This is a genomic window from Mycobacterium sp. NBC_00419, from assembly GCF_036023875.1.
Classification (GTDB): domain Bacteria; phylum Actinomycetota; class Actinomycetes; order Mycobacteriales; family Mycobacteriaceae; genus Mycobacterium.
In genome coordinates this window covers 3,429,771-3,456,520 of the sequence record NZ_CP107931.1, presented here as the reverse complement: position 1 = coordinate 3,456,520, position 26,750 = coordinate 3,429,771, and the positions used below count along the sequence as shown (strand labels likewise).

Genomic DNA, 26,750 nt, shown 5'->3' with positions numbered 1-26,750 from the left:
GCTCAACCGTAGGTTGACACACCCTGGTGCCAGCAGGGCCGAAAGTCACCGGGAACAGCGGCAATTCGATGTACTGCTACTAGTCCTCGCCGTAGCGGCCCGGGTTGAACAGTGAGGCGATCGCACCGATCACCATCATCAGCGCGGCCGCGCCGAACACCACGATCAGTCCGGCGTGGAACGGCTCGATGATGAGGTTGGGGAAGAACGTCTTTCCGGTCAGCACTTCGGCATTGACGCCGGGCTGGTTGAGCGCACCGTGGGGCGCCAGCAGTTCGGCGATCGGATTGTAGCCGAGGAACGCCGCGAACAGGCTGCCGACCGGCGGCATGTTGGCCACCTCCTGGGCCACCGACGCCGACACACCCTGAGCCTGCAGTCCGCGGCTCATCGCATCGGGCAGGGTGCCCGCGAGTCCGACGATCATCAGGGAGAAGAAGATTCCGATCGACAGCGACGACCCGGCATTGAAGAACGTGGCACGCACACCGGATGCCGCCCCGCGCTGGGCGGCCGGGACGCTGGACATGATCGCCGCGGTGTTGGGGGCGGTGAAGATGCCACCGCCGAGGCCGTTGAGGAACACCAGGACAGCGAACACCCAGTAGTTGAAATTCACCGGGATCATCAGCAGCGCAACGAATGTCAGCGCCATCAGCACCATGCCGCCGACAGTGAAGGGCCGGGCTCCGAATCGGTCGGCCAGTGACCCGGCTATCGGCGCGGCGGCCAGGAACCCGAACGTGGCGGGCAGCAAATAGATGCCGGCCCACAGCGGAGTGGATTCAAAGCTGTAGCCGTGCAAGGGAAGCCAGATGCCCTGCAGCCAGATGATCAGCATGAACTGCAGGCCACCGCGGCCCACCGACGACATCAACCCGGCCAGGTTGCCCATGCCGAACGCCGCCGACCGGAACAACCGGATGTCGACCATCGGTTGCGCGACCCGCAGTTCGATGAGACAGAACACCACCAGCAGCAGCAGTCCACCGATGATCGCGCCGAGCACCATCGGGTTGGTCCAGCCGGTCGTCGCGTCGCCGTAGGGCTGGATTCCGTAGGTGATGCCGATCAGCAAAACGGTAAGGCCCACACCGAAAGTCAGCGTGCCCGCCCAGTCCATCCGACCGGGATTGCGGACCCCCATCTCCTTCAGCGACGTCACGCTCCAGATGGTGCCGATGATCCCGATCGGCACACCGACCCAGAAGATCAGCTGCCAGTGGATCTCGGAGAGCACGCCGCCGATCAGCAGGCCCAGGAACGACCCGGCGACGGCAGCGACCATGTTCACGCCCAGCGCCATGCCCCGCTGGTTGGCCGGGAAGGCGTCGGTGAGGATCGCCGACGACGACGACATCAACATCGCGCCGCCGACGCCTTGGACGACCCGCCAGGCGATCAGCCAGATGGCCCCGCTGTCGAGGTGGAACGGGTCGAAGGACAGCGCGACGGCGGCCAGCGTGAACACCACGAAGCCGATGTTGTAGATCTTTACCCGGCCGAACATGTCCCCGAGCCGGCCGAACGGCACCACCAGGACGGCGGTCACCACCAGGTAGCCCATCAGCATCCACAGCAGATAGCTCACGTTGCCGGGCGCGAGCGGGTTCAGGCCGATGCCGCGGAAGATGGCGGGCAGGGAGATCAGCACGATCGAGGCGTTGACGGCTGCCAACAGGATGCCCAGGGTGGTGTTGGACAGCACGACCCACTTGTAGCGCGGGTGGTCGTGGTAGACCCGTCGCCGGATATTGGCGGTTTCGGTGTGAGCGGGCGGCTTCATCTCGGTGGTCACCGGCGTGTCTCGTTTCGTGTGCAATCAGTCAAAAGCAGCATCGGGCGCCCACGGCGCAATAACGCATATGTTAGCTATACAAATCTTTTCAGGCCAATCGGTATTCCCACACCCCTGCTAGCGTGGGACCCGACAACTGAACACACGGGAGCGCACGCCCAAGTGCGCTGAGAGGACGGCTGATCAGGCGCCGTCGACCGTACGAACCTGTCCGGGTAATGCCGGCGTAGGGAGTGAACGATGACCGATCTCTTTGTCGACCCCACCGTCACCACGGGCCCCATCGCGGGAAGCGCGAAGGGCTATACCGAACTCGACGGGGATTTCCGCGGCCTGAGGGTGCCGTTTCGCCGGGTGAGCACCGCCGACGGCGAGCACATCGACCTTTACGACACCTCCGGGCCGTACACCGACTCACACGCCGTGATCGACCTGCGCGCCGGACTGCCGCCTCGACCGGGTGTGGTCGGTGACCGCGGGACGCAACTGCAGCGCGCCCGCGCCGGCGAGATCACCGCGGAGATGGCTTTCATCGCCGCCCGCGAAGGCGTGCCCGCCGAGCTGGTGCGCTCCGAGGTGGCGGCCGGCCGCGCGGTGATCCCGGCCAACCACAACCACCCCGAATCCGAACCGATGATCATCGGTAAGGCCTTCGGCGTGAAGGTCAACGCCAACATCGGCAACTCCGCGGTGACCTCCTCGATCGGCGAAGAGGTCGACAAGATGGTGTGGGCTATCCGCTGGGGTGCCGACACCATCATGGATCTGTCCACCGGCGCCGACATCCACACCACCCGGGAGTGGATCCTGCGCAACTCGCCCGTCCCGGTCGGCACGGTGCCGATCTACCAGGCCCTCGAGAAAGTCAACGGCGATCCGACCCGGCTGAGCTGGGAAGCCTACCGCGACACCGTGATCGAACAGTGTGAACAGGGCGTGGACTACATGACGGTGCACGCCGGGGTGCTGCTGCGGCACATCCCGCTGACCGCACAACGGGTCACCGGCATCGTCAGCCGGGGCGGCTCCATCATGGCCGCGTGGTGTCTAGCCCATCATCGAGAGTCGTTCCTCTACACTAATTTCGGCGAACTCTGCGAGATCCTGGCGCGCTACGACGTGACGTTCTCATTGGGCGACGGTCTGCGCCCCGGCTCGATCGCCGACGCCAACGACGCGGCCCAGTTCGCCGAGTTGCGCACCCTGGGCGAGCTGACCACGATTGCGAAATCCCATGGCGTGCAGGTGATGATCGAGGGGCCCGGCCATGTTCCGATGCACAAGATCGTCGAGAACGTCCGGCTCGAGGAAGAGCTTTGCGAGGAGGCCCCGTTCTACACACTCGGGCCGCTGGCCACCGACATCGCGCCGGGCTACGACCACATCACCTCGGCGATCGGTGCGGCGATCATCGCCCAGGCCGGCACCGCCATGCTGTGTTACGTCACCCCCAAGGAGCACCTGGGGCTGCCGAACCGTAAGGACGTCAAGGACGGGGTGATCGCCTACAAGATCGCCGCACATGCCGCCGACCTGGCCAAGGGTCATCCGCGAGCCCAGCAGCGCGACGACGCGTTGTCCAAGGCGCGCTTCGAGTTCCGCTGGAACGACCAGTTCGCCCTGTCTCTGGATCCCGACACCGCGCGCGAGTTCCACGACGAGACGCTGCCCGCCGAACCTGCCAAGACCGCCCACTTCTGCTCGATGTGCGGGCCGAAGTTCTGCTCCATGCGCATCACGCAGGACATCCGCGACGCGATGGCGGCCAAATCCGAGGAGTTCGCCGCACACGGCAACCGGGTGTACATCCCTCTGGAAGACTCGAGGCCGTGAACTTCCTGCCACTGACCGCGCCGGCCCACACCCCGCCCCGGGTGCTGACGATCGCCGGTTCCGACTCCGGCGGTGGTGCCGGCATCCAGGCCGATATGCGCACCTTTGCCCTACTCGGCGTGCACTCGCTGGTCGCAGTCACCGCCGTCACCATCCAGAACTCGTTGGGCGTCAAGGGCTTTCACGAGATCCCGACCGAGATCATCGCCGGGCAAATCCAGGCGGTGGTATCCGATATCGGCGTTCAGGCCGCCAAGACGGGCATGCTGGCATCCTCGGCCATCATCGAGACCGTCGCGGGCACCTGGCGCGATCTGGGCCTGGCCGGCACCACCCCGTTCGTGGTGGACCCGGTGTGCGCCTCGATGCACGGCGACCCACTGCTGCACCCCTCGGCGCTGGAGACACTGCGCACCCAACTGTTCCCGCTGGCCAGCCTGGTCACCCCCAACCTCGACGAGGTGCGGCTGATTGTCGGGATCGACGTGGTCGACGACCGCACCCAGCGCGACGCCGCCAAGGCTCTGCATGCGCTCGGTCCGCAGTGGGCCCTGGTCAAAGGCGGGCACCTGCGCGGGTCGACACACAGCCCGGATCTGCTCTACAACGGCACCGACTTCCACGAGTTCGACGCCCCGCGCGTGGACACCACCCATGATCACGGCGCCGGCGACACGCTGGGTGCGGCCACCGCTTGCGCACTGGCGCATGGCTATTCGATGCCCGAGGCGGTGGCGTTCGGCAAAGCCTGGGTCACCGAATGCCTGCGCGCGGCCTATCCCCTTGGCGCCGGGCACGGCCCGGTGTCGGCGCTGTGGCGCCTGCAGGCATGAGTCCGGCACTCGCCTCGATCGACGGCATCGCCCACGAGCCGGCCGGCACCCCGGCCGGCGTGGTGGTGCTCACCCACGGCGCCGGTGGTAGCCGCGAGTCGCCGATGCTGATCCGCCTGTGCGATCAGTGGGCGTCGCGCGGCTGGCTGGCCGTGCGCTACAACCTGCCCTACCGGCGGCGCCGTCCGAAGGGCCCACCCTCGGGGTCAGCGGCCGGTGACCGCGACGGGATCGTCGAGGCCGTCGCGCTGGCCCGCACCCTGGCCGCCGGCCCGGTGATCGCCGGCGGGCACTCCTACGGCGGTAGGCAGACCTCGATGGTCGTCGCGGAGAATCCCGGTCTGGTGGAGTTGCTCACACCGTTCTCCTATCCCCTGCACCCGCCGGGTAAGCCGGAGCGGCTGCGCACCGAGCACTTCGGTGCGATCACGGCGCCGACGGTGTTCACCCAGGGCAGCGCCGACCCGTTCGGGACCATCGACGAGCTGCGCCAGGCCGTCCAGCTCATCCCGGGCCCGGTGCAGATTGTGGAGGTCACCGGCGCGCGCCACGACCTGGGGTCCAAGACGCTCGACGTGCCCGCCCTGGCCGTCGACGCGGCCTTGTCGGCGCTGTCCTGAATTCGCCGAAGCGGCAGTGAATGCCGCTGGTACAGCCGGTGAGTGACCTTGGTCCCACGGACTGAGGCTGCGCAGGTCCCGGGTGGTTACCGGCGGGTCAGGTACCGTCTTTGCATGGCCGAGCAGCAATTCGACGCGATCATCGTCGGCGCCGGTTTCGCCGGAATCGGCGCTGCGATCCAGCTCAAGCGACTGGGCATCGACGACTTCGTGATCCTGGACCGTGAGGACGACCTGGGCGGCACCTGGTACGTCAACCACTACCCCGGACTGACCGTCGACGTGCCCACCACCACGTACTCCTACTTCTTCGAGCCCAACCCGAACTGGGACCGCCTGTTCTCCACCGGGGCCGAGATCAAGCAGTACGCCGACGACGTATCCGCCAAGTACGACGTCCGCCGGCACATGCGGTTCAACTCGTCGGTGGACAGTGCCCGCTGGGACGAGGACGCCGCCCTGTGGCGGGTCACACTGTCCGGCGGCGACGGCCTGACCGCGCGGTACCTGATCACCGCGACGGGATTCCTGTCACAGCCCAAGACCCCCGAGATCCCCGGTATCGAGAACTTCGAGGGCAAGGTCATCCACACCGCCGACTGGGACAACTCCTTCGACCCCGCCGGCCACAAGATCGGCATCATCGGCACCGGCGCCACCGCGGTGCAGGTGATCCCGGAGCTGGCCAAGGATGCCGCCGACCTCACCGTCTATCAGCGGACCGCGATCTACGTCGTGCCCAAGGTGGACATCAAGTTCTCCGCGCGGGCCAAACGACTGTTCGCCCGGGTGCCGTTGACCCAGCGGGCCATCCGCACGGTCACCGACTCGCTGTATGAATCGTTGGTCTACGTCGGGGTGCTGCGCCAGCGGCACTTCCGGCGGGCCACCATCGCCGCTGCCGACCTGGCCAAGATGTGGCGATTCGCGACCATCCGCGATAAGGAACTGCGCGACAAGCTCACCCCGGACTACGACTTCGGGTGCAAGCGGCCGACGTTCTCCAACAAGTACTACCGCACCTTCACCAAGCCCAACGTGCATCTGCAGACCAGCGGGATCGACCATGTCGAGGCGGACGGCATCGTGGCCAACGACGGCACCAAGGCCGCTATCGACACCCTGGTTCTGGCAACGGGTTTCGATATCTGGGAGGCCAACTTCCCGGCCTTCGAGGTGATCGGCCGTGAGGGCCGCAATCTCGGGAAGTGGTGGCGGGAGACTCGTTTCCAGGCCTACCAGGGCGTATCTGTGCCGTACTTCCCGAACTTCCTGAGCCTGGCGAGCCCGTATGCCTTCCTCGGCCTGAACTTCTTCAACTCGATGGAGTACCAGATGCGGCACATGGACCGCCTGCTGGGCGAGGTCAAGCGGCGCGGCGCAACCACATTCGAGATCACCGAAGACGCCAACAACCGGTACCTCGACCGCATGACCGAGATGCTCGGGGACACATTGTTCACCCAGGGGAACTGCGCGTCGGCGAGGTCGTACTATTTCAATCCCAGTGGTGAGGCAGCGCTGTTGCGGCCGATGTCCACGCGTACCGCGGTGCGCGAGGCGTCGAGCTATCCGATCAGCGATTACCGCATCAGTTAGAAGCGCACTGCCGAGAGGACGACGATGTCTGCAGATGGATTGATCAAGCTGACGGGGCTGGCTGTGGCCGCCACCGGAATCTCGCACTTCGTGCGCCCCGCGCTCTACGAGTCGGTGACGGCCCAGGCGTTCCCGAACAATACGCTGGCGCACACCTACATCGATGGCGGTATCGAGACCGCGATCGGCGTGGCGTTGGTGGCGCCCAAGACCCGCAAGCTCGCGGTCGCCGGATTGCTCGCGTACGGCGCCTATCTGGGCGCGAACATCGCCCGAAACCGCTGAGTGCGAAGGTCACAACTTCAGCAAGATTTACGACCTCGTCAGAATTTTGTCCTAATCTGATCGAGCACGGCGACGCCGTAAGTCGTTGGCTCGCGATGATGCCACGCTAATCCGGGTCGGGGGACCGTGCCGGACCGGCGTGGGAGCGTTTTGCGCTCCCACACCGGTCCGCATTCATCTGCGGGGCCTAGCATGCCGCCCGTGGACAATCTGAAACGCCGGCTCGGCACGGGCGACGCGGTGGTCATCGGCCTGGGGTCGATGATCGGCGCCGGCATCTTCGTCGCGCTGACCCCGGCTGCGGCAGCGGCGGGTTCGTGGCTGCTGGTCGGCCTGGCACTGGCGGGAGCGGTGGCCTACTGCAACGCCACCTCGTCGGCGTGGCTGGCCGCCCGCTATCCGGCCTCCGGCGGAACCTACGTCTACGGCCGCGAACGGCTCGGCCCGTTCTGGGGTTATCTGGCCGGCTGGAGTTTCGTGGTGGGCAAGACGGCGTCGTGTGCGGCGATGGCCCTCACCGTCGGGTTCTACGTGTGGCCGCAGTACGCACATGCGGTCGCCGTGGCCTCGGTGGTGGCACTGACCGCGGTCAACTACCGTGGCGTGCAGAAATCGGCGGTGCTCACCCGGATCATCGTCGCGGCGGTGCTGGCCGTGCTTGCCGGAGTGATTGTCGCCGTTGGACTTTCGGGCCAGGCCGACACCGGACGACTGGCGCTCGGTGACGGGACGCTGGTCGGTGTGTTGCAGGCGGCCGGGCTGTTGTTCTTCGCATTCGCCGGATACGCGCGCATCGCGACGCTGGGCGAGGAGGTGCGCGACCCGGCCAGGACGATCCCTCGCGCCATCCCCATCGCGTTGGGTTTGACGCTGGTGGTGTACGCCGCGGTGGCGGTGACGGTGCTGAGCGTGCTCGGACCCGACCGATTGGCAACTGCTGCAGCACCATTGGCTGAGACGGTCCGCGCGGCCGGCGCCGGCTGGTTGGAGCCGGTGGTACGCGTGGGGGCGGCGATCGCCGCGCTGGGATCGTTGCTGTCGCTGATCCTCGGGGTGTCGAGAACCACGCTGGCCATGGCCCGGGACCGGCATCTGCCTGCCGGGCTGGCTGCGGTGCATCCGCGCTTCGGTGTGCCGCACCACGCTGAGCTGGCGGTCGGCGTGCTCGTCGCCGCATTGGCCGCGGTGGCCGATCTTCGTGGCGTGATCGGCTTTTCGTCGTTCGCGGTCCTGGTGTACTACGCGATCGCCAACGCCTCGGCGTGGACCCTGGGGCGCCGCCGCAGCCCATCCCCCGGTCGCTTCGCTCCTGCCCGCCGGGTGATCCCGGCCGCCGGCATGGCGGGGTGCGTGGTGCTGGCGTTCGCACTGCCGACGCAATCCGTGCTCGTCGGTGCGGCGATGCTGGCGCTCGGCGCCGTGATCTACGCGGTGCGCCGGTTGCGGTAGGCCTCCACCGCGGTAGGCAGCGTCGGATAGATGTGATCTTCGCCGATCTTGTCCAGCAGCCCGGCGGCGTCGAGCATCACCCTCAACTCTTGTTTGACCCGGGCCATGGCGAAGACGATGCCGCGCGCCTCGAGGTCCGCGCGCAGCTGATCCAGGGCGTCGAGAGCGGTCAGGTCGACGTCGACGTTGGCCTCGGAATTCAGCACGAACCACTGCACAGGGTCGGGGTTGTGGTTGACAGCGGCCATCGCCCGCGCCCGGAAGTCCTGGGCGTTGGCGAAGAACAACGGCGCGTCGTAGCGGTACACCAGCAGCCCGGGCTCCAGGTGGGCCTCGGGGTAGTCCACGATGTCGTGCATGCCGGCCACGCCGGGGACGAAGCCCAGCACGCTGTCGTGCGGCCTGGCGACCCGGCGCAGCAGATCGAGGATGGACAGCCCGATCGCCGCCAGCACACCGGCGAGAACGCCCAGCCCCAGCACGGCGACCGTCGTCAGCAGCGCCAGGATGAACTCGCTGCGCCGGAACCGGGCCAGCCGCCGGAACTCGTCGAGGTCGATGAGCCGCAAGGCGGCGTAGACCACCAGGGCACCCAGCGCGGCCGTCGGGAACTTCGCGAGCAGCCCGTGCGCGGTCAGCATCACTACGAGCACCAGACCCAGCGCCACAAGGGAATACACCTGTGTGCGACCGCCGACGGCGTCGCTGAGTGCGGTGCGGCTGGCACTCGAACTCACCGGAAACCCGTGAGTCAGGCCGGCTCCGAGGTTGCAGACGCCCAGTGCCCGCAGTTCGGCGTTGGGGTCGACGTAGCCGCGTTGTCTGGCCGCGAAGGTCCGCGCGGTCAGCACGGTGTCGGAGTAGGCGACGATCGCCACGCCACCGGCCACCGCGGCCAGCGTGCCGAGGTCATGCAGGGGTATGGCCGTCAGCCCGAAGGCGGGCAGTCCCCCGGGCACCTGGCCCACCACCCGAATCCCTTTGTGGTCCAAGGAGAACACCGCCACCGCGACCGTGGCCAGCAGCACCGCGATGAACGGTCCCGGGACACGCGGCAGCCACTTGGACAGCGCGAGCAGGGCGACCACGACCACCGCCGCGAAGATCGCAGTCGGCACGTGGACGCGGTCGATCGAGTCCGCCAGCGAGCGCACCTGATCGACGATGCCGTCGCCGGTCACCGGTGCCCCGGTGAGCTTGCCGAGCTGGCTGCCGATCATGATGATCGCGACTCCGGTCATGAAGCCGATCAACACCGGCCGCGACAGCAGGTCGGCGAGGAAGCCGAGCCGGATCAGGCCCCCGACGAAGCAGAAGACGCCGACCAGGACCGCCAGCATCGCCGCCAGCGCGGCATACCGCACCGGGTCCCCGCCGGCCAGCGGAGCCAGGGCCGTCGCGGTCATCAGCGCCGTCGTCGCCTCCGGTCCTGCCGACAACTGGCGCGAGGTGCCCAACACCGCGTAGATCGCCAACGGCAGCAGCGACGCCCACAGGCCCGCCACCGGCGGCAGGCCCGCGATGGTGGCGTAGGCCATCACCTGCGGGATCAGGTAGGCCGCCACCGTGAGGCCGGCCGCCACGTCACCGCGCAGCCAGGATGGCCGGTAATGCCGGAACTGCGCCAGCCCGGGGGCTAGGGCAGTCCAGTTCATCGGTGCAGCATGTCACCTCCTGTTCACTTTGCGGCCATACTCGTGGCCTGATCGCCGTGCGCGTCGCGCCGCAATGGTGTGTAGTTGCAGACCGTGATCCCGCTGACTTGGACGCGCGTCGACTCCCATCCCGGCGACAACCTGGTCGTCGGCCCCGATCAGCGGCTGAGCTGGCCGCGCACGCTGGGCCTCGGGGCCCAGCACGTGGTTGCGATGTTCGGGGCGACGTTCCTGGTACCCGTGCTGACCGGCTTCCCGCCGGCCACCACCCTGCTGTTCTCCGGGGTGGGAACCCTGCTCTTCCTGGTGATCACCGGAAACCGGCTGCCCAGTTATCTGGGGTCGAGCTTCTCGGTGATCGCTCCGGTGACCGCCGCGGTGGCCTCACACGGTGCCGGCAGCGCGCTGGGCGGCCTGGTCGCCGTCGGGCTGCTGCTGATCCTGATCGGCGTCACCGTGCAGGTGGTGGGAACACACTGGATCGAGGTGACCTTGCCGCCGGTGGTCACCGGCGCGATTGTCGCGCTCATCGGGTTCAACCTCGCCCCCGCCGCCAAGACGAACTTCGAGAAGGGGCCGCTGGTCGGCATCGTCACCCTGGTGCTGCTGGTGGCGGCCCTGGCGTTCTTCCGCGGCATCCTGGGCCGGCTGGCGATCTTCCTGGCGGTCGTCGTGGGCTACCTGCTGGCACTGGCACTCGGCGAGGTCGACACGTCCGGCATCGCCGCGGCGGGCTGGGTGGGGTTGCCGACGTTCCAGACACCCACCTTCACCCTGGCCGTGCTACCGATGTTCCTGCCCGCGGTGATCGCCCTGGTCGCCGAGAACATCGGGCATGTGAAGTCGGTCGGCCAGATGACCGGGGTCGACACCGACCCGCTGACCGGACGGGCCCTGGCCGCCGACGGGGTTGCCACCGTACTGGCCGGCCTGGGCGGCGGGTCAGCCACCACCACCTACGCCGAGAACATCGGCGTGATGGCAGCCACCCGGGTGTACTCCACCGCGGCCTACTGGGTGGCCGGGCTGACGGCGATCGTCTTGGCACTGTGCCCCAAGGTCGGCGCCGCGATCTCGGCGATCCCCGCCGGTGTGCTCGGCGGTGCCACAATCGTGCTGTACGGACTCGTCGGTGTGCTCGGGGTGCGGATCTGGCTGACCAATCAGGTGGACTTCGGCCTGCCGATCAACCAGATGACCGCCGCGATCGCGCTCATCATCGGCATCGCCGACTTCACCTGGCAGATCGGCAGTCTCACGTTCACCGGAATCGCCCTGGGCTCGATCGCGGCGCTGGTGGTCTATCACGGCATGCGGGCACTGGCCGCGTTGCGCGGGACCTCCCGGCCCGGCATCGATTCTGCGCCCAGATCGCGCTGACGCGCGAAAAGCACGCTCTACGCGCAGAACCGGTGAACCGGACTCACGGTTGGGCGAGGACGTGGCGGGTGCGGTCGTCGCGGACCGGAACGCCGTTGCGCCCCGAGATGTCCTGCGCATACAGCCCCACCGCGAAAGCGACACCACCGCCCTGGATTTCCAGGCACGGGCGGTCGATGTGGTCGATGGTGTCGGTCGCCTTGTGATAGTTCGGGTCGAAGGGCGCGTTGGCGGTACCGCCCCACAGCTTCTGCTGCTCCTCGGTCTTGTTCTCCTCGGCGCCGGAGAACAGCCCACCGGCGGGAATACCGGCCATGGTGAACGCCTCGTAGTCTGAGCGGCCATCGAACGAGGTGTCCTGGGCGGCCTTTCCGGCCGACTTCAGGTACGCGACCAGTGTGCGTTCGATACCCGGTGACCCCTCGGGCACCCGGGGCACGCTCTGGTCACGGCCCGGTGCGGTGGACTGGTCGCCGTCGTAGGTGAAGTAGCCGGGGTTGGGCGAGCCGATCATGTCGAAGTTCAGGTAGAGCGCAATGTCCTTGAGCTGCTCGACATTCAGCGACTCGATGTACTTCGTGGACCCAACTGTGCCGAGTTCCTCGGCACCCCAGAAGGCGAACCGCACGGCGTTCTTCACCTGGGGATTCGGACCGAGCTGCTTGGCGGTCTCCAGCACGGCCGCTACCCCGGACCCGTTGTCGTTGATGCCGGGGCCTGCCGGGACGCTGTCCAGGTGCGCGCCGACCACCACGACGTCGCCGGCCGAGCCGGTCTTGGTCTGAGCGATCACATCGCGGGCGGTGACGGTCTTGGTGCTCGCCTCGAGCATGATCGTGGTCGGCCCGGGGTTGGCGCGCAGTCGTTCACCGTCGGCCTTGCTCACCCCGACCACCGGAATCGTGGCGTCGGTGTCCTCACCGAGGGTGGCACCCATGTGTTGCTCGTCGACGTTGTTGGCCACGACCATCGCCACCGCGCCCTCCTTGGCGGCGATCGCCTGCTTCGCCGCGAACGGGCAGCTGCCCCGGTCCACTAAGACGATCGCCCCCCGCACCGGTAAACCGGCGTAATCGGCGGCCGCGCAGCCGGGCGTCTCGTCGGCCGGCGCGGCGACCAGCGGACCGCTGATCCCCGCGGGCGGGGTGCCCGGGCTGAACTCGAGGGCACGGGCCTCGACGGCGGCGCCGCCGACGGTCATGTCGGTCTTGCCGGTCTGGAAGATGCGGGTGGTGAATTCGGGGGTCTGCACGTCGAAGCCCTTGTCGCGAAGCACCCCGGCGACGTAGTCGACGCTGGCGTCGAACCCGGGGGTGCCCACCGCCCGCGTGCCGTTGTTGGCGTTGGCGATGTCCTGCAGCTTCTGCAGGTGCGCCATCAGGGCGTCAGCGCTGACCTGCTTGCGCAACGCCTCGGCGAACTCCGCGGCAGGCTTTCCCTGCGCGACCGGTGTGGCGGTGTCGGCCGGCCTGCTGCAGCCGGACAGGGCGACGGCGGCGGCGAGCACGGCAAGCCAGGTCGTCACCGCCGGATAAGTGCGCTTCACTGCGCCCAGGGTAGACGTTCGCATCGCGGTCACCGCGCGGTTAATGTCGACGCCGTGGAGCCTGCCGCCGAGACCGAGGTCGACACGGCCCGCCGCCCCGCGATCACCTCCACCGAGGTGTTGGTGGCCGGCCTGGTGGTGTGTGCACTCGTCGGCACCTGGATGCGCGACGGAGTCGCGGGCAACGAACGTCTGGCGACCGCGGGCACCGTGTTCAGCGGGGTGTTCCTGCAGGCGGTGCCGTTCCTGGTCCTCGGAGTAGTGATCAGCGGACTGATCGCCGCATACGTCTCCACCGAACGGCTGGCCCGCTGGTTGCCCAGCAAGACCCCGGCGGCGGTGCTGGCCGCCGGGGTAGCCGGAGCGGCGCTGCCGGGCTGTGAATGCGGCTCGGTGCCGGTGGCGCGGCGGCTCTACGGCGAGGGTTCGGTGGGGGCGGCCGCGCTGACGTTCATGCTCAGCGCGCCGGCGATCAACCCGGTGGTCCTGGTGGCGACCGCGGTGGCGTTCCCCGGTCAGCCGAAGATGGTGCTGGCGCGCTGCGTGGCCTCGCTGGCCACCGCGGTGGTGATGGGCTCGCTGTGGTCGCGGTGGGGCCGTCCCGGCTGGATCACTCGTCGGCAATCGCGTTCCGAGGACGACGATGCGTCGCGCTGGACGGTGTTCAGCGAGGCCGCCCGCCATGACTTCCTGCAGGCCGGCGGCTATCTGGTCATCGGTGCCGCCGCGGCCGCGACATTGCGGGTGATGGTTCCGCCGTGGGTGTTCGAGCATGTGGCCGGCCACCTGCTGCTCGGGGTGGTGACCATGGCGCTGCTGGCCTTCGTGCTGGCACTGTGCTCCGAAGCCGACGCGTTCGTGGCGGCCAGCCTGACGATGGTGCCGCTGGTTCCGCGCCTGGTGTTCCTGGTGGTCGGCCCCGCTGTCGACGTGAAACTTGTTGCGATGCAGGTGGGTCTGTTCGGCCGGGCGTTCGCGCTGCGCTTCGCCCCGGCGACGCTGGTGGTCGCCACCGTGCTGGCGACCGCGGTGGGCCTGGTGCTGCTGTGAGGCGCGAGACGGAGAACGTGGTGCTGCTGGTCGTCGGGATCAGCGTGGCGATGGTCACCGTGACAGGCGCCTACACCCGCTACGTCAAGCCGGGAATGCTGCCGTGGCTGGCCATCTCCGCCGCGGTGTTGATCGGTTTGGCACTGGTGGCCATCGTGCGCGACATCCGCGGCGGTGGCGCGCACGAGCACGGGGACCTGCACGCTGGGCACACGCACCGCAACGGCGTGGTCTGGCTGCTGGTGGTCCCCGTCGTGTTGCTGATCTTCGTCGTGCCACCGCCGTTGAGCGCGAAGGCCACACCGCCGGCCACGGTGAATGTGACTCAGGCGCAGACCTTTCCGCCGCTGCCGGCCGGGCAGGCGCCGACGGTGTCGCTGCCCGAGGTGTTGATGAGGATCGCGGTCGGCCGGGTCGGCGGCCTGGACGGTCACGGGCTGACCATCACCGGCTTCACGATGCACGACGGCGATCGGGTGTATCTGGCGAAGATCGTCATCTTCTGTTGCGCCGCCGACGCGCAGCTGGCCCGGCTGCAGTTGTCGGGGCCCGCCTTGCCGGTCGCGGCGGGCTTGCCGGAGAACACCTGGGTACGGGTCGAGGGCACGGTGCCGCCCGGCCAACGGTATTCGGGAACCGATTCGATTCCCAGGATCGACGTGTCCAGCGTGGTGCGGATCGACCCGCCGGCCAACACCTACGGCTCCTGAAGTCTCGCCACGATCAGCTCGGCCACCGCGCGCATGCCCTCTGCATTGGGGTGGAACGGTTTCGGCCGCCACCACGGCAGCAGCGATCCCGCGCCGACAGTCCACGGCTGTGCAGACCAGGCATGGTGATCCCGGCTGGCGTGCGCGGCGCCCACCACCTCGCAGCCGGTGTCCCGGGCGGCTTCGGCGGTGATCTCGGCCAGCCGGTCGGCGACATGGCGACCCAGGTCGGCGACATCATCGGGCAGCGGCGGGGCCGGGACTCCCGCCGGCGGCAGCAGAGTCAGATAGTCCACGAACAGGATTCGCGCCTGCGGGCAGCGCAGGCGCAGCTCGCGCCCCACCTCCCTTAGCGACCCGCCGACCGCGTCGAGCGCCCGATCCCGGGCCGCGGGGTCCAGGAGCTCGCGCAGGCTGGTGCCCAGCACCGGCAGCCGGCGCAACAGCGGCGGCAGGGTCGCGGCGAACAGCAGGGGCACGTAGCCGACATCGTTGCCGCCGATGGTGACGGTGACCAGATCCTCGGTGCCGTCTAGTGCGTCGACCTGCGGCGGTGCGCCGCTCTGGCGATCACGCAGGATGTGCGCGGTGGTGGCACCGGAGTAGGTGACGTCGACGAGGTCGAGGCCCAGCTGCTGGGCGACCAGGTGCGGGTAATTGTGGGCCGAGCGGCCCGCTGCCACCGGCGAACCGGCTGCACGGGGCGTGATACCGGGACCGGCCGCCATCGAACTGCCGAGGGCCACATATCTTTTGGTCATCACACCGTGCTCGGGCTGGACGCCTGCGCCCAGAACCGCTTGGGTATGCGGCCGGCATGGCGGGCCAGCAGACCGGCGGTGACGGCCGAGGCCATCGCAGCGGCCATCGCGGGCGGATCAGCCGCCCGGGTCACCGCGCTGGCCAGAAGCACTGCGTCACAACCCAGTTCCATCGCCAGTGCCGCGTCGCTGGCGGTACCGATCCCGGCGTCGAGGATCACCGGCACCCCGGCGGCAGCGACGATCATCTCGATGTTGTGCGGGTTGGAGATGCCCAGCCCGGTACCGATCGGGGAGCCCAGCGGCATGACCGCGGCGCAACCGGTGTCCTCCAGGCGGCGGGCCAGTACCGGATCGTCGTTGGTGTACGGCAGCACGACGAAGCCGTCGTCGACCAATTGTTCTGCTGCTCGGACCAATTCGACCGCGTCGGGCAGCAACGTCCGTTCGTCGGCGATCACCTCGAGCTTGACCCAGTCGGTGCCGAGCGCCTCGCGCGCCAACTGGGCCGTCAGTACCGCCTCGGCCGCGCCACGGCAGCCCGCGGTGTTGGGCAGCGGGGTGATTTCCAGCCGGCCCAGCAGATCCAGCACCCCGGTTCCGCCTTCGGCGTCCACCCGCCGCATCGCCACCGTGGTCAGCTCGGTGCCGGAGGCGATCAGCGCCTCCTCCAGAACCGTCAGGTTCGGCGCGCCACCGGTGCCCAGGATCAGCCGCGAGCCGAATGTCCGGCCCGCGATCGTCAGTTGTTTGATCTCACCCACCCTGCACCGCCGTCACCACCTCCACGTGCGCCCCGTCGGGCAGCACCGAATCCCATTGCGAGCGCGGCAATACCGCCCAGTTGACCGCGACAGCGATGCCTTTGACCGGGAAGTCCAGGTCGGCGAGCAGCGCCGCCACGGTGGTGTCCTCGCCCACCTCGATCTCGGAGTCGTTGACCGTGAGCTTCACGCGTGTGCTCCGACCAGAAGTTCGGCGGCCACACGTTCGGCCGTCCACGGCGCCAGCAGGAAACCGGAGCGCCCGTGGCCGGTGGCGACCAGGGTGCGCTCGTCGAGGCGGCCGACGATCGGCAGGTTGTCCGGCGTCATCGGCCGCAGGCCGGCTGAGCATTCGGCCAGTTCGTACTCGCCGAGGGCGGGCAGCACCTCGCAGGCGTCGTCGAGCAACTCACGAACACCGTTGACCGAGGGGGCGGTGTCGCGGCCGTGCTCGTACTGGGTGGCACCGACCACCATGCCGTCGGCGCGCGGCACCAGGTACACCGGCCGGCCGTGCACGCGGGCCCGGATCACCCGGCGCGGCACCGGCATACAGCCCGGCCGCCAGCGCAGCCGCAACACCTCACCCTTGACGGGCCGCACCTGCAGCCCCGGCCACAGCGCGGGGGCGTCGATACCGTTGGCGATCACGACGGTGTCCACCCCGTCGCGGGCGTCGTCGATCCGCTCGACGGGCCCGGCCCAGCGCACACCGAGTTGCTCGCAGTGGGCCTGCAGCGCCTCCACGAGCTTGCGGTTGTCGACCGCGAGTTCGTCCTCGGCGAGGAATCCGTGCCGGATGCCCTGCGCCAGCAGCGGCTCGAGATCGCGGGCCGCAGTCGTCACGGTCACCGGGTGTCCCCGGGCGGCCAGCCAGTCCTGCACGGTGCGCAGGTCGGCGGCGTCAGCCCGGTCGACGGCGACGACCAGTGACTCCCGGGCCGTGACGACGTCGTCGGGCAGGCCGTCGAGGAAACCGCCGTGCCACAACCGCAGCGATTCCAGCCCGATCGTCAACAGCTGGTCTTCACCGGGCCAGCCCTCGCTGCGGGGGGCGAGCATCCCGCCGGCCACCCACGAGGCGCCGGTCGTCGCCGGGTCGGTTCGCTCCTGCCCCCAGGGGCCGCTGCGATGGACCCGCACCGACAACCCCGCCTGCGCGGCGCGGCGCGCAATGGCCAGACCGATGACGCCGCCCCCGACGACGCCCAGCGATTCCACCGACATATCCCTTTCGCTTCCCTTCGCCGGCATGACCCGGATCAGGTGGTGACGGTCTGGAGGTGTTCGCCTCCACTCTCAGTCCCGCTCCAGGGACTCCCGTGCCGGCCTTCCACGCTAGCCGCTACCGTCGCGGTGTGCACGAACGTCGAACCAAGCTCGGCTCGAGGCTCTCCGCTGCCCGGCTGTACCTGTGCACCGATGCCCGCCGCGAGCGCGGCGACCTGGCCGAGTTCGCCGACGCCGCACTGGCCGGCGGAGTGGACATCATCCAGCTCAGGGACAAGGGCTCGCCCGGGGAGCAGCGGTTCGGGCCGCTGGAGGCCGGCGCTGAACTGGGCGCACTGGAGATCCTCGCCGACGCGGCGCGCCGGCACGGCGCCCTGCTGGCCGTCAACGACCGCGCCGACATCGCCCGTGCCGCCGGTGCCGACGTGCTGCATTTGGGGCAGGACGACCTGCCGTTGGACGTGGCCCGCGAGATCGTCGGCCCCGACACCGTGATCGGCCGCTCCACGCATGCCTCGGGCGAGGCCGCCCGTGCGTTGATGGAGGACGTCGACTACTTCTGCGTGGGGCCGTGCTGGCCGACGCCGACCAAACCGGGCCGTCCCGCGCCGGGACTGGATCTGGTCCGGGAGGTGGCCGGGATGCGCCCGGACAAGCCGTGGTTCGCCATCGGCGGTATCGACGAACAGCGCCTACCCGACGTATTGGCCGCCGGCGCCCACCGGGTCGTGGTGGTGCGCGCGATCACGGCCGCCTCAGACCCCGCCGCGGCGGCGCGGCGGCTCGCGTCGGCGCTCAGAACTGCCGGATGACCTCGACCGGTGCGCACCAGATGAACACGCCGGTCTCGATCTCCACGGTGTGCGCCCCGGGCAGCAGGCACGCGTCGTGCTCATGAGGCCGCACCTCGGTGATCCGCAACTGCTGCCAGCTGGCGGCGAAGCCGGGGTGCAGCGGCAGGTCGTCCACGTCGTCCTCGGCAACCCACCGCAACTCCGAGCTCTCCCGGTTGGGGATGGTGGACAGCTGTTCGTGCGCGTCGGCGATGACGGTGGTGTAGGTCCACGAGGTCTCACCCCGGCCGGCGATCTGGGCGGTGACGATGGTGGTGCGCACGGTGAGCTGCTCAGCGAGCAGCCCGGCCTCCTCGTGCGCCTCACGGATGGCGGCCTGCTCGGGCGTCTCGTCACTGTCTCGGGCGCCGCCCGGCAGGGCCCAGGTACCGCCCTGATGGCTCCACGGTGCGCGATGCTGAAGCAGGACGGCAGGGGTCCCGTCGGGGCGAGGCGCCCGCAACAACAGCCCTGCGGCGCCGTGCCGGCCCCAGTAGGGCGTGCCGGTTTCGGACACCACCCACCCGTCGCCGTCGCCTCGCACGCGTTCAGGATAAGCACGCCACGCCGGTACTCGTCGGCCGATCCAGCCCCATCCGTCACAGGTGCTCTTAGAATTCACTCAGAATGCGCGATTGGGATCCGGGCGAAGGAAATGAGGTCCGCGCGAGGTGACCGTTGAGGTGGCGCACCCGTCGACCGAGCCATTGGCATGGCGGTCGCCGACCGAGCCCGCCCACCCCCGGTGGTGGTTTTTCAAAACCAGCCCGGGACGCATCCTTGCCATCGGCATCATCCTGGCCACCCTGGGCCTGATGAGCGCCTTCGCGACCTCGACGACGATCAACGATCGCCAGAGTCAGCTGACCACCGTGCTCAACCACACCGAGCCGTTGGCGTTCGCCGCCGGCCAGCTCTACACCACGCTGTCGGTGGCCGACGCCGCCGCGGCCACCGCCTTCATCGCCGGCTCCGAGCCTCGCGCGGTGCGGCAACGCTACGAGCAGGCGATCACCGACGCGGCCGTCGCCGTCACCCGGGCGGCCAGCGGACTCACCGACGAGCCGTTGATCCAACTGCTCGGCCGGATCAACGCCCGGCTGGCGGTCTACACCGGGCTGATCGAGACGGCGCGCACCAACAACCGGATGGGCAACCCGGTCGGTTCGTCGTACCTGTCGGAGGCCTCGGCCCTGATGCAGCAGCAGATCCTGCCCGACGCCCAGCAGCTCTACGAGCAGACCTCGGCGCGGGTCGACGCCGAGACCACCGCCTCCACCCGGATTCCAGCGCCGGTGATCGTCGTCGTCGCCATCACGCTGGTGTTCGGCGCGTTCGCCCACCGCTGGCTGGCGGCGCACACCAAGCGCCGGGTGAACGTCGGCCTGGTCGCAGGCGGCCTGGCGATCGTGATCATGATGATCTGGGTGGGCTCGGCGCTGGCTATCTCCACCGCAGGCAGCCGGGCCGCCAAGGACACCGCGGCCGAATCGCTGAAAACGGTGACTACCCTGGCGATCACCGCGCAGCAGGCGCGCGCCGACGAGACGCTGTCCCTGATTCGCCGCGGTGACGAAGACCTTCGCAAGCGGTCCTACTACCAGCGCGTTGACACGATGCACCAGCAACTCACCGAGTACCTCGCCCGCGATGACGCGATCGACAAAACCGATCTGGCCGGCGCCGATCAGTTGCTGATGAAGTGGCGCCAAGCCGATGAGCGGATCAACGCCTATATCTCCGTTGGCAATTACCAGGCCGCCACCCAGGTGGCGTTGGGAACCGGGGAAGACGATTCGACGCCGGCGTTCGACAAGCTCGACGCCGCGCTCTCCAGCGGTATCCGGGAAAGCCGCAACCAGTTGCGTAACGACATCCTGTCCGCCCGCCGGGTGCTGTCGGGGACGACGGTCGGCGGGGCCGTCCTCTCGATCGGCGCGGCGTTCGCAGTGGCGCTGGGGTTGTGGCCGAGGATGAGCGAGTACCGGGGATGAGCGCTTGCGCGAAGACCAGCGGGGTGGGGATGCGACTACGGGTGCTCGCCTGCCTTGCGGTCGTCGCGGCGACCGTCGTGAGCGGCTGCGGCAGTACGCAGTACACGAACGCCCCGCCGGCACCGACCCTGGCGCCGCCGACACCGGCCGGGATGGCCGAACTCCCGCCGGAACCGCCACAGCCGCCCAACCCCGACGACAACGACTGCGACCGCACCGCCAGCCTGCGGCCGTTCACCAACAAAGCCGACGCCGACGCCGCGGTGGCCGCTATCCGGGCCAGGGGCCGGCTGATCGTGGGCCTGGACATCGGCAGCAACCTGTTCAGCTTCCGTGACCCGATCACCGGCGAGATCACCGGATTCGACGTGGACATCGCCGGTGAGGTCGCGCGCGACATCTTCGGTACGCCCTCTCAGGTCGAGTACCGCATCCTGTCCTCGGCGGACCGGATCAGCGCACTGCAGAGCAACACCGTCGACATCGTCGTCAAGACCATGACGATCACCTGCGAGCGCCGCAAGCAGGTGAACTTCTCCACGGTGTACTTCACTGCCTACCAACGCATTCTGGCTCCGCGGGAGTCGCCGATCGCCCAGGCCTCGGATTTGTCGGGCCGGCGGGTCTGCGTGGCCCGCGGCACCACGTCGCTCAAGCGGGTGCAGCAGATCGCGCCGCCGCCGATCATCGTCACGGTAGTGACGTGGGCCGACTGCCTGGTCGCGCTGCAGCAGCGCGAGGTCGACGCGGTCAGCACCGACGACTCGATCCTGGCCGGCCTGGTGGCCCAGGATCCGTACCTGCACATCATCGGACCGAACATGGCCCAGGAGCCGTATGGCATCGGCATCAACCTGGAGAACACTCCCCTGGTGCGCTTCGTCAACGGCACATTGGAGCGCATCCGCCGCGACGGCACGTGGAACACGTTGTACCGCAAGTGGTTGACGGTTCTCGGTCCCGCTCCGGCACCGCCGACTCCGAGGTACGTGGACTGATGGACACGCCGGAGCCCCCCGAAATCGACGTCGGCACCCAACCGGCGAGCCTGGACGACCTCGGCATGGATTCGATGTCGACGATGCGCCCGATGGCCACCCAGGCGATCTTCCGCCCGCACTTCGACGACGACGAGGACTCCGTCGGCAGTGTGAGCACCGAACCCGAAGACATGCACCACACCACGGTGGCGCGGCTGCTGTCGCCGACCCGCCGGCTCGGCGGTGGCCTGGTCGAGATTCCGCGGGTCCCCGAGATCGATCCGCTGGCAGCGTTGATGGTCGACCCCGTGGTGGCCGAGTCCAAGCGGTTCTGCTGGAACTGCGGGCGGCCGGTGGGCCGCTCGTCGAAGGATCACCCCGCGGAGTCCGAGGGCTCCTGCCCGTACTGCGGAAGCATCTATTCCTTTGTGCCGCAGCTGGATCCCGGCGACATGGTGGCCGACCAGTATGAGATCAAGGGGTGTGTGGCCCACGGCGGGCTCGGCTGGGTGTACCTGGCTGTCGACCACAATGTCAACGAACGGCCGGTGGTTCTCAAAGGCCTGGTGCATTCCGGTGACGCCGAGGCCCAGGCGATCGCGATGGCCGAACGGCAGTTCCTGGCCGAGGTCGTCCACCCGTCGATCGTGAAGATCTTCAACTTCGTCGAGCACCCGGACTCCCGCGGCGAGCCGGTCGGCTACATCGTCATGGAGTACGTCGGCGGCAAGTCGCTGAAACTGCCCAAGGACGAGCGACTCGGGGTCTCCGAGGCGATCGCCTACATGCTCGAGATCCTGCCCGCGCTGGGCTATCTGCACTCGATCGGCCTGTGCTACAACGACCTCAAGCCGGAGAACATCATGGTCACCGAGGAGCAGCTCAAGCTCATCGACCTCGGCGCGGTCTCGCGGATCAACTCCTTCGGCTACCTGTACGGAACCCCGGGTTACCAGGCTCCCGAGATCGTGCGCACCGGGCCGACCATCGCGTCCGACATCTACACCGTGGGCCGCACTCTGGCCGCGTTGACGCTGAATCTGCGCACTCGCAAAGGCCGTTACGTCGACGGGCTGCCGCCCGATGATCCGGTGCTGGCCAAGTACGACTCCTTCGGCCGGCTGTTGCGCCGCGCGATCAACCCCGATCCGCGGCGCCGCTTCGCCACCGCCGAGGCGATGTCGTCGCAATTGCTCGGCGTGCTGCGTGAGGTCGTCGCCGAGGACACCGGGGTGCCCCGGCCCGGTCTGTCGACGGTGTTCACCCGAACCCGTTCCACGTTCGGGGTGGAACTGCTTGTCGCACATACTGATGTGTACCTCGACGGACTGGCACACGCTGAGAAGCTGACCGCACCGGAGATCGTGACGGCGCTACCGGTCCCGCTGGTCGACCCCACCGATGTGGCGGCCACGGTGCTGTCGGCGACGGTGCTGTCCCAGCCGGTGCAGACATTGGATTCGTTGCGTGCGGCCCGTCACGGTTCGCTGGACTCCGAGGGGATCGATCTCAGCGAGTCGGTGGAGCTTCCCCTGATGGAGGTGCGCGCGCTGCTCGACCTCGGTGACGTGGCCAAGGCGAACCGTAAGCTCGACGACCTGGCCGAGCGGGTGGGCTGGCGGTGGCGGCTGGTCTGGTTCAAGGCGGTCTCGGAGCTGTTGACCGGCGACTATGACTCGGCGACAAAACATTTCACCGAGGTTCTGGACACTTTTCCCGGTGAGCAGGCGCCGAAGCTGGCTCTTGCGGCCACCGCCGAGCTGGCGGGCACCTCTGGCGAGCGGCCGTTCTACCAATCGGTGTGGCACACCGACAACAACATCATCTCGGCGGGTTTCGGCCTGGCGCGCGCGCAGTCGGTCGAGGGTGAACGTGAGGCCGCCGTGCGCACCCTCGACGAAGTTCCGGTTTCCTCACGGCATTTCACCACCGCGCGGTTGACCAGTGCGGTGACCCTGATCTCTGGCCGCTCGGCGCAGGAACTCACCGAGGAGCAGATCCGCGACGCGGCCCGCCGCGTCGAGGCGCTGCCCGACAGCGAGCCGCGGGTGCTGCAGATTCGCGCACTGGTGCTGGGCACCGCGATGGACTGGATCACCGAGAACGAGGCCAGCACCAATCACATTCTCGGGTTCCCGTTCACCGACCACGGCTTGCGCCTGGGTGTCGAGGCCGCGCTGCGCAACCTGGCGCGGGTGGCTACCAGCCAGGCCCACCGCTACGCCCTGGTCGACATGGCCAACAACGTCCGGCCGACGAGCACGTTCTAGCCCGCCGGCCTCGAGTGTGCAATCACCGCAGGCCGAAGCGCTCGCGCAGCACCGGATCGTTCTGCCACCACAGCGCCGCCGCCCCGGCGTCCGGGGCGGCGGCCAGGCCGGCATCCACCCGGGCGGCCTTGACCCGCTCGTGGCGGCCGAGGGCCCGCATGAGGACCAGGATGAACGGAATGCCCACGACGTCACCGAGAATCCACAGGATGCCTGCCCCGATCGACTGGTCCACCCGCTGACTCGGACCCCAGCCGCGGTGCAGCGACGCGTAGTACTGGACCGCGATGACCGGACCGAGCCAGAGCACCACACCGAGGAGTCCGTCGGCGAGCGCCTCGATCACGCTGATCCCGATGGACAGCAGCGGTGAGTGCCGCGTGGGCACCGGGTCTGCTTGCAGCCGGGCGTAGAAGTACCCGAACCCGATGACCACCAGGGCGACTCGCGTCAGCGCCGCCAGCGCTCCGGTCATCGACGCCACGTACCACGGCGTGAGGTAGAGCAGCCACGGCGTGGCCAGCATGGCAATCGAGGTGGCGGGCGCCGAGCAGCCCACCCGCATCAGTCGGGACTGCAGGGCCGCTTCGACCACCCGGCCACCCCGCTGCGATCCCGCCCGCAGGGCCGTCAGCGGGCGTCCGAGCGCCAACAGGAACGGGACGACGAACAACAGCAGCAGAACCTGCAGCGCCCGGACCCAGAACAGCACCGGCGCGTAAACGGCCACGGCGCTGACCGTGGCCAGCACCCAGACCACCAATCCCACCCCGAAGCACGCGGCCTGACTGCGGCTGACCGCTACGCCCGCCGCTCGCCGACACCGGACGTACAAAGCACCGACCGCCGTGATCACCACCAGCGTGGGCACGTCGAGAGTCCACGACAGCAGGACCATGAGCGATGACGCTACGTGCGTTGCCTGGGAACCCGCCGTGACGTTGCTGGGCATCCTCGCCTGCGGGCCGCAGCTTTGTAAGCCTGGCAGCATGACCGTCCCCGTGCTCGGCACCTTCTCGCTCTCCGGCTTCCAGCACGGGTGGTTCTTCCTCTACGGGTTCATCGCCCTGGCCACGCTCGGCGGGTACCTGGCCGCTCAATTCGCCAAGCGCACCAGTGTTTTGCGTTTCGCGAACTTCGAACTCCTGTCCCGCATCGCCCCGCGGCCACCACGGCGGGCGCGCCACCTTCCCGCCGCTCTGCTGGTCGTCGCGCTGCTGACACTCACGGTCGCACTGGCAGGTCCAACCCACGATATGCGGGTGCCGCGCAACCGGGCGATCGTGATGCTCGTCATCGACGTGTCGGAGTCCATGGCGGCCAGTGACGTCGCTCCCAGCCGGCTGGCCGCGGCGAAGGATGCCGGCAAGGCGTTCGCCGACGAACTGACCCCCGGCATCAATCTCGGCCTTGTCGCATTCGCGGGCACCGCCTCGGTCCTGGTGCAGCCGACCACCAACCGCGCGCTCATGAAGGCGGCGATCGACAAGTTGCAGACGGCCGATCGGACGGCGACCGGTGAGGGCATTCTCACAGCCCTACAGGCGATCTCGACGGCCGACAACGTTCTCGGTGGCGGTGACGGTCCGCCGCCGGCCCGCATCGTTCTCGAATCGGACGGTAAGGAGACGGTGCCCCCCAACCCCGACGATGCACGGGGTGCGTTCAGTGCCGCACAGAGCGCCAAGGAGCAGGGCGTGCCGATCTCGTCGATCTCGTTCGGAACGCCGGACGGCGCGGTGGATCTGGACGGTCAGCACATCGCCGTCCCGGTCGACGATGCCACCCTCAAGCAGATCAGTGAGATCTCCGGCGGAGAGGTCTTCCACGCGGGCAGCCTGCCGCAACTCACCTCGGTCTATTCCACCCTGCAGCAGCAGATCGGGTACCAGTTGATCCCCGGCGACGCCAGCGCCGCCTGGGCGATCCTGGCGTCACTTCTGGTGGCGGGTTCGGCGTTGGCCGGCGTGCTGGTGAACAGCCGGATCCCGGCCTAGATCACCGTCAGGCACTCCCGGGCGATCGCCAGCTCCTCGTTGGTGGGGATCACCAGGACGGTGGTCGGCGACTTGTCGGCGGAGATCAACCGCGCACCGCGCGAAGGGCTGTCGTTGAGGTGTTCGTCGAGCTCGATGCCCAGCGGCGCCAACCCCGTCAGGGCGTCGCGCCGCACCGAGGCGTCGTTCTCCCCCACGCCGGCGGTGAACGTCAGCACGTCGGTGTGGCCGAGGATCGCCAGGTATGCGCCGATGTACTTGCGCAGCCGGTGAATGTAGACCTCGTAGGCCAATTGAGCGTGCTCGTCGCCGGATTCGATGCGCTGGTGCACCACCCGGAAGTCGATCTCACCGGCCAGGCCGAACATCCCGGACCGGCGGTTGAGCATCGACTCGATGTCCTCGACGCCCATCCCGGCGGCGCGCGACAGATAGCTGATCACACCCGGGTCGATGTCGCCGGACCGCGTGCCCATCACCAGGCCTTCCATCGGCGTCATGCCCATCGAGGTGTCGACCGGCCGCCCGCCGGCGATCGCCGAGGCCGACGCGCCGTTACCGAGGTGCAGCACGATCTGGTTCAACGTCTCCGGGGGCACACCGAGGAACTCCGCTGCTTGTCGGCTGACGTATTGGTGCGAGGTGCCGTGGAAGCCGTAGCGGCGAATCTGCCAGCGCGCAGCCAACTCCCGATCGATCGCATACGTCGCGGCGGCAGCGGGCAGGTCGTGGAAGAACGCGGTGTCGAATACAGCCACATGCGGGAGGTCGGGCAGCATCCGGCGGGCCACCTCGATTCCCAGCACCGCGGGCGGGTTGTGCAGGGGGGCCAATGCCGACAGCGCGCGCAGTTGGTCGAGCACGGCATCGTCGACCACCGTCGGGCGGAACAGGAGCTGCCCACCGTGGACCACCCGGTGTCCGACCGCGATCAGACCGAGGTCGTCGAGGTGCTGTCCGTCGGCGGTCAGCCGCTCGAACGCGAGCCGTAGCGCCGCCTCGTGGTCCGGGACACCCCCGTCGTCGCCGATCCGCTCGACGATGCCGTGCGCCACGGACTCACCGGTATCCGGTTGGATGAGTTGGTATTTCAGAGACGACGAACCGGAGTTGAGGACGAGAACGGTTCCTGATGTCGCCGGCCCAGCGGCTCCGGTACCCAT

At 68.6% G+C, this 26,750-nt stretch carries 24 protein-coding genes and 2 riboswitches; of the genes, 14 read left to right on the top strand and 10 right to left on the bottom strand.

Translation table 11 applies throughout. The features are described 5' to 3' along the window. Positions 1-79: 79 nt before the first annotated feature. On the bottom strand, positions 80-1,786 hold the full coding sequence (locus OG976_RS16345) for an MFS transporter (protein ID WP_328363647.1): 1,707 nt from the start codon (positions 1,784-1,786) through the stop codon (positions 80-82). 146 nt (positions 1,787-1,932) lie between these two features. After that, positions 1,933-2,048: riboswitch (TPP riboswitch) on the top strand. Between OG976_RS16345 and thiC the strand changes: the two genes are divergently transcribed. From thiC to OG976_RS16315, 6 genes are all read left to right on the top strand, one after another. Next, positions 2,039-3,631 carry a phosphomethylpyrimidine synthase ThiC gene (thiC, locus tag OG976_RS16340; RefSeq protein WP_328350662.1) on the top strand — a complete coding sequence of 531 codons (1,593 nt, stop codon included), beginning with the start codon at positions 2,039-2,041 and terminating at the stop codon, positions 3,629-3,631. (Overlaps the previous riboswitch by 10 nt.) After that, positions 3,628-4,464, top strand: coding sequence for a bifunctional hydroxymethylpyrimidine kinase/phosphomethylpyrimidine kinase (gene thiD, locus OG976_RS16335; RefSeq protein ID WP_328350656.1), 837 nt, complete (start codon positions 3,628-3,630; stop codon positions 4,462-4,464). Before thiC ends, thiD begins: the two co-directional genes overlap by 4 nt. After that, the gene (locus OG976_RS16330) at positions 4,461-5,084 is read left to right on the top strand and encodes an alpha/beta hydrolase family protein (protein ID WP_328350653.1); all 624 of its coding nucleotides are present in this window, start codon (positions 4,461-4,463) and stop codon (positions 5,082-5,084) included. Before thiD ends, OG976_RS16330 begins: the two co-directional genes overlap by 4 nt. 114 nt (positions 5,085-5,198) lie before the next feature. Further along, entirely contained in the window at positions 5,199-6,683 is a 1,485-nt protein-coding gene (locus OG976_RS16325) for a flavin-containing monooxygenase (protein ID WP_328350650.1), read from the top strand. 24 nt (positions 6,684-6,707) lie between these two features. Further along, entirely contained in the window at positions 6,708-6,968 is a 261-nt protein-coding gene (locus OG976_RS16320) for a hypothetical protein (RefSeq protein ID WP_328350648.1), read from the top strand. Between the two features lie 192 nt (positions 6,969-7,160). Next, positions 7,161-8,417 carry an APC family permease gene (locus tag OG976_RS16315; protein ID WP_328350645.1) on the top strand — a complete coding sequence of 419 codons (1,257 nt, stop codon included), beginning with the start codon at positions 7,161-7,163 and terminating at the stop codon, positions 8,415-8,417. Here OG976_RS16315 and OG976_RS16310 read toward each other — a convergent pair. Next, complete coding sequence (locus tag OG976_RS16310; RefSeq protein WP_328350642.1) at positions 8,393-10,072, bottom strand: SulP family inorganic anion transporter; 1,680 nt, start codon at positions 10,070-10,072, stop codon at positions 8,393-8,395. The genes OG976_RS16315 and OG976_RS16310 overlap by 25 nt on opposite strands. 93 nt (positions 10,073-10,165) lie before the next feature. Here OG976_RS16310 and OG976_RS16305 point away from each other — a divergent pair, with 93 nt between their 5' ends. After that, the gene (locus tag OG976_RS16305) at positions 10,166-11,452 is read left to right on the top strand and encodes a uracil-xanthine permease family protein (protein ID WP_328350639.1); all 1,287 of its coding nucleotides are present in this window, start codon (positions 10,166-10,168) and stop codon (positions 11,450-11,452) included. Positions 11,453-11,495: 43 nt separating this feature from the next. Here OG976_RS16305 and OG976_RS16300 read toward each other — a convergent pair whose 3' ends face one another. Further along, positions 11,496-13,022 carry a M28 family metallopeptidase gene (locus OG976_RS16300; protein ID WP_328350636.1) on the bottom strand — a complete coding sequence of 509 codons (1,527 nt, stop codon included), beginning with the start codon at positions 13,020-13,022 and terminating at the stop codon, positions 11,496-11,498. Between the two features lie 138 nt (positions 13,023-13,160). On the opposite strand from OG976_RS16300, the gene OG976_RS16295 reads away from it, so the two are divergent. Both OG976_RS16295 and OG976_RS16290 read left to right on the top strand, forming a co-directional pair. Then, complete coding sequence (locus OG976_RS16295; protein WP_328363645.1) at positions 13,161-14,048, top strand: permease; 888 nt, start codon at positions 13,161-13,163, stop codon at positions 14,046-14,048. After that, positions 14,045-14,758 carry a TIGR03943 family putative permease subunit gene (locus tag OG976_RS16290; protein WP_328350634.1) on the top strand — a complete coding sequence of 238 codons (714 nt, stop codon included), beginning with the start codon at positions 14,045-14,047 and terminating at the stop codon, positions 14,756-14,758. Before OG976_RS16295 ends, OG976_RS16290 begins: the two co-directional genes overlap by 4 nt. On the opposite strand, the gene OG976_RS16285 is transcribed toward OG976_RS16290, so the two are convergent. The 4 genes from OG976_RS16285 to thiO all read right to left on the bottom strand — a co-directional run bounded on the left by OG976_RS16285 (position 14,746) and on the right by thiO (position 17,537). Next, complete coding sequence (locus tag OG976_RS16285) at positions 14,746-15,519, bottom strand: SGNH/GDSL hydrolase family protein (protein WP_328350629.1); 774 nt, start codon at positions 15,517-15,519, stop codon at positions 14,746-14,748. The genes OG976_RS16290 and OG976_RS16285 overlap by 13 nt on opposite strands. Beyond that, complete coding sequence (locus OG976_RS16280; RefSeq protein WP_328363643.1) at positions 15,519-16,274, bottom strand: thiazole synthase; 756 nt, start codon at positions 16,272-16,274, stop codon at positions 15,519-15,521. Before OG976_RS16280 ends, OG976_RS16285 begins: the two co-directional genes overlap by 1 nt. A gap of 1 nt (position 16,275) precedes the next feature. After that, a complete protein-coding gene (gene thiS, locus OG976_RS16275) occupies positions 16,276-16,473 on the bottom strand; it encodes a sulfur carrier protein ThiS (protein WP_328350626.1) in 198 nt (65 codons plus the stop codon). Then, positions 16,470-17,537, bottom strand: coding sequence for a glycine oxidase ThiO (thiO, locus tag OG976_RS16270; protein WP_442930343.1), 1,068 nt, complete (start codon positions 17,535-17,537; stop codon positions 16,470-16,472). The genes thiS and thiO overlap by 4 nt, the downstream gene beginning before the upstream one ends. Continuing rightward, positions 17,506-17,617: riboswitch (TPP riboswitch) on the bottom strand. It overlaps the preceding gene by 32 nt. Before the next feature lie 24 nt (positions 17,618-17,641). Here thiO and thiE point away from each other — a divergent pair. After that, positions 17,642-18,325 (top strand): thiamine phosphate synthase, encoded by a 684-nt coding sequence (gene thiE, locus OG976_RS16265; RefSeq protein WP_328350618.1) that lies wholly within the window; start codon positions 17,642-17,644, stop codon positions 18,323-18,325. On the opposite strand, the gene OG976_RS16260 is transcribed toward thiE, so the two are convergent. After that, complete coding sequence (locus OG976_RS16260) at positions 18,309-18,890, bottom strand: NUDIX hydrolase (RefSeq protein WP_328350615.1); 582 nt, start codon at positions 18,888-18,890, stop codon at positions 18,309-18,311. The two genes, thiE and OG976_RS16260, sit on opposite strands and share 17 nt — an antisense overlap. A 127-nt stretch (positions 18,891-19,017) precedes the next feature. On the opposite strand from OG976_RS16260, the gene glnX reads away from it, so the two are divergent. The 3 genes from glnX to OG976_RS16245 are packed head-to-tail and all read left to right on the top strand — an operon-like array spanning position 19,018 to position 23,590. Next, on the top strand, positions 19,018-20,340 hold the full coding sequence (glnX, locus tag OG976_RS16255; RefSeq protein ID WP_328350612.1) for a protein kinase G-activating protein GlnX: 1,323 nt from the start codon (positions 19,018-19,020) through the stop codon (positions 20,338-20,340). Positions 20,341-20,369: 29 nt separating this feature from the next. Beyond that, complete coding sequence (locus OG976_RS16250) at positions 20,370-21,338, top strand: glutamate ABC transporter substrate-binding protein (RefSeq protein WP_328363640.1); 969 nt, start codon at positions 20,370-20,372, stop codon at positions 21,336-21,338. Then, positions 21,338-23,590 (top strand): serine/threonine-protein kinase PknG, encoded by a 2,253-nt coding sequence (locus OG976_RS16245; RefSeq protein WP_328350610.1) that lies wholly within the window; start codon positions 21,338-21,340, stop codon positions 23,588-23,590. The genes OG976_RS16250 and OG976_RS16245 overlap by 1 nt, the downstream gene beginning before the upstream one ends. A 22-nt stretch (positions 23,591-23,612) precedes the next feature. Here the strand turns inward: OG976_RS16245 and OG976_RS16240 are convergent, their stop codons facing one another. Continuing rightward, positions 23,613-24,488, bottom strand: coding sequence for a cytochrome c oxidase assembly protein (locus OG976_RS16240; RefSeq protein ID WP_328350607.1), 876 nt, complete (start codon positions 24,486-24,488; stop codon positions 23,613-23,615). Positions 24,489-24,579: 91 nt separating this feature from the next. Between OG976_RS16240 and OG976_RS16235 the strand changes: the two genes are divergently transcribed. Further along, entirely contained in the window at positions 24,580-25,587 is a 1,008-nt protein-coding gene (locus OG976_RS16235; protein ID WP_328350604.1) for a VWA domain-containing protein, read from the top strand. Here OG976_RS16235 and OG976_RS16230 read toward each other — a convergent pair. After that, positions 25,584-26,750 carry an acetate kinase gene (locus OG976_RS16230; protein WP_328350601.1) on the bottom strand — a complete coding sequence of 389 codons (1,167 nt, stop codon included), beginning with the start codon at positions 26,748-26,750 and terminating at the stop codon, positions 25,584-25,586. The genes OG976_RS16235 and OG976_RS16230 overlap by 4 nt on opposite strands.

Excerpts from the sequence above, each read along its gene's own strand:
- OG976_RS16300 (WP_328350636.1), bottom strand. The coding sequence starts at position 13,022 with ATGCGAACGTCTACCCTGGGCGCAGTGAAGCGCACTTATCCGGCGGTG.
- OG976_RS16235 (WP_328350604.1), top strand. The coding sequence starts at position 24,580 with ATGACCGTCCCCGTGCTCGGCACCTTCTCGCTCTCCGGCTTCCAGCAC.
- OG976_RS16310 (WP_328350642.1), bottom strand. The coding sequence starts at position 10,072 with ATGAACTGGACTGCCCTAGCCCCCGGGCTGGCGCAGTTCCGGCATTAC.
- OG976_RS16325 (WP_328350650.1), top strand. The coding sequence starts at position 5,199 with ATGGCCGAGCAGCAATTCGACGCGATCATCGTCGGCGCCGGTTTCGCC.
- OG976_RS16250 (WP_328363640.1), top strand. The coding sequence starts at position 20,370 with ATGCGACTACGGGTGCTCGCCTGCCTTGCGGTCGTCGCGGCGACCGTC.
- OG976_RS16245 (WP_328350610.1), top strand. The coding sequence starts at position 21,338 with ATGGACACGCCGGAGCCCCCCGAAATCGACGTCGGCACCCAACCGGCG.
- OG976_RS16330 (WP_328350653.1), top strand. The coding sequence starts at position 4,461 with ATGAGTCCGGCACTCGCCTCGATCGACGGCATCGCCCACGAGCCGGCC.
- OG976_RS16230 (WP_328350601.1), bottom strand. The coding sequence starts at position 26,750 with ATGGGTACCGGAGCCGCTGGGCCGGCGACATCAGGAACCGTTCTCGTC.
- OG976_RS16345 (WP_328363647.1), bottom strand. The coding sequence starts at position 1,786 with ATGAAGCCGCCCGCTCACACCGAAACCGCCAATATCCGGCGACGGGTC.
- OG976_RS16240 (WP_328350607.1), bottom strand. The coding sequence starts at position 24,488 with ATGGTCCTGCTGTCGTGGACTCTCGACGTGCCCACGCTGGTGGTGATC.
- thiO (WP_442930343.1), bottom strand. The coding sequence starts at position 17,537 with ATGCCGGCGAAGGGAAGCGAAAGGGATATGTCGGTGGAATCGCTGGGC.
- OG976_RS16295 (WP_328363645.1), top strand. The coding sequence starts at position 13,161 with ATGCGCGACGGAGTCGCGGGCAACGAACGTCTGGCGACCGCGGGCACC.
- OG976_RS16320 (WP_328350648.1), top strand. The coding sequence starts at position 6,708 with ATGTCTGCAGATGGATTGATCAAGCTGACGGGGCTGGCTGTGGCCGCC.
- OG976_RS16315 (WP_328350645.1), top strand. The coding sequence starts at position 7,161 with ATGCCGCCCGTGGACAATCTGAAACGCCGGCTCGGCACGGGCGACGCG.
- OG976_RS16285 (WP_328350629.1), bottom strand. The coding sequence starts at position 15,519 with ATGACCAAAAGATATGTGGCCCTCGGCAGTTCGATGGCGGCCGGTCCC.
- thiC (WP_328350662.1), top strand. The coding sequence starts at position 2,039 with ATGACCGATCTCTTTGTCGACCCCACCGTCACCACGGGCCCCATCGCG.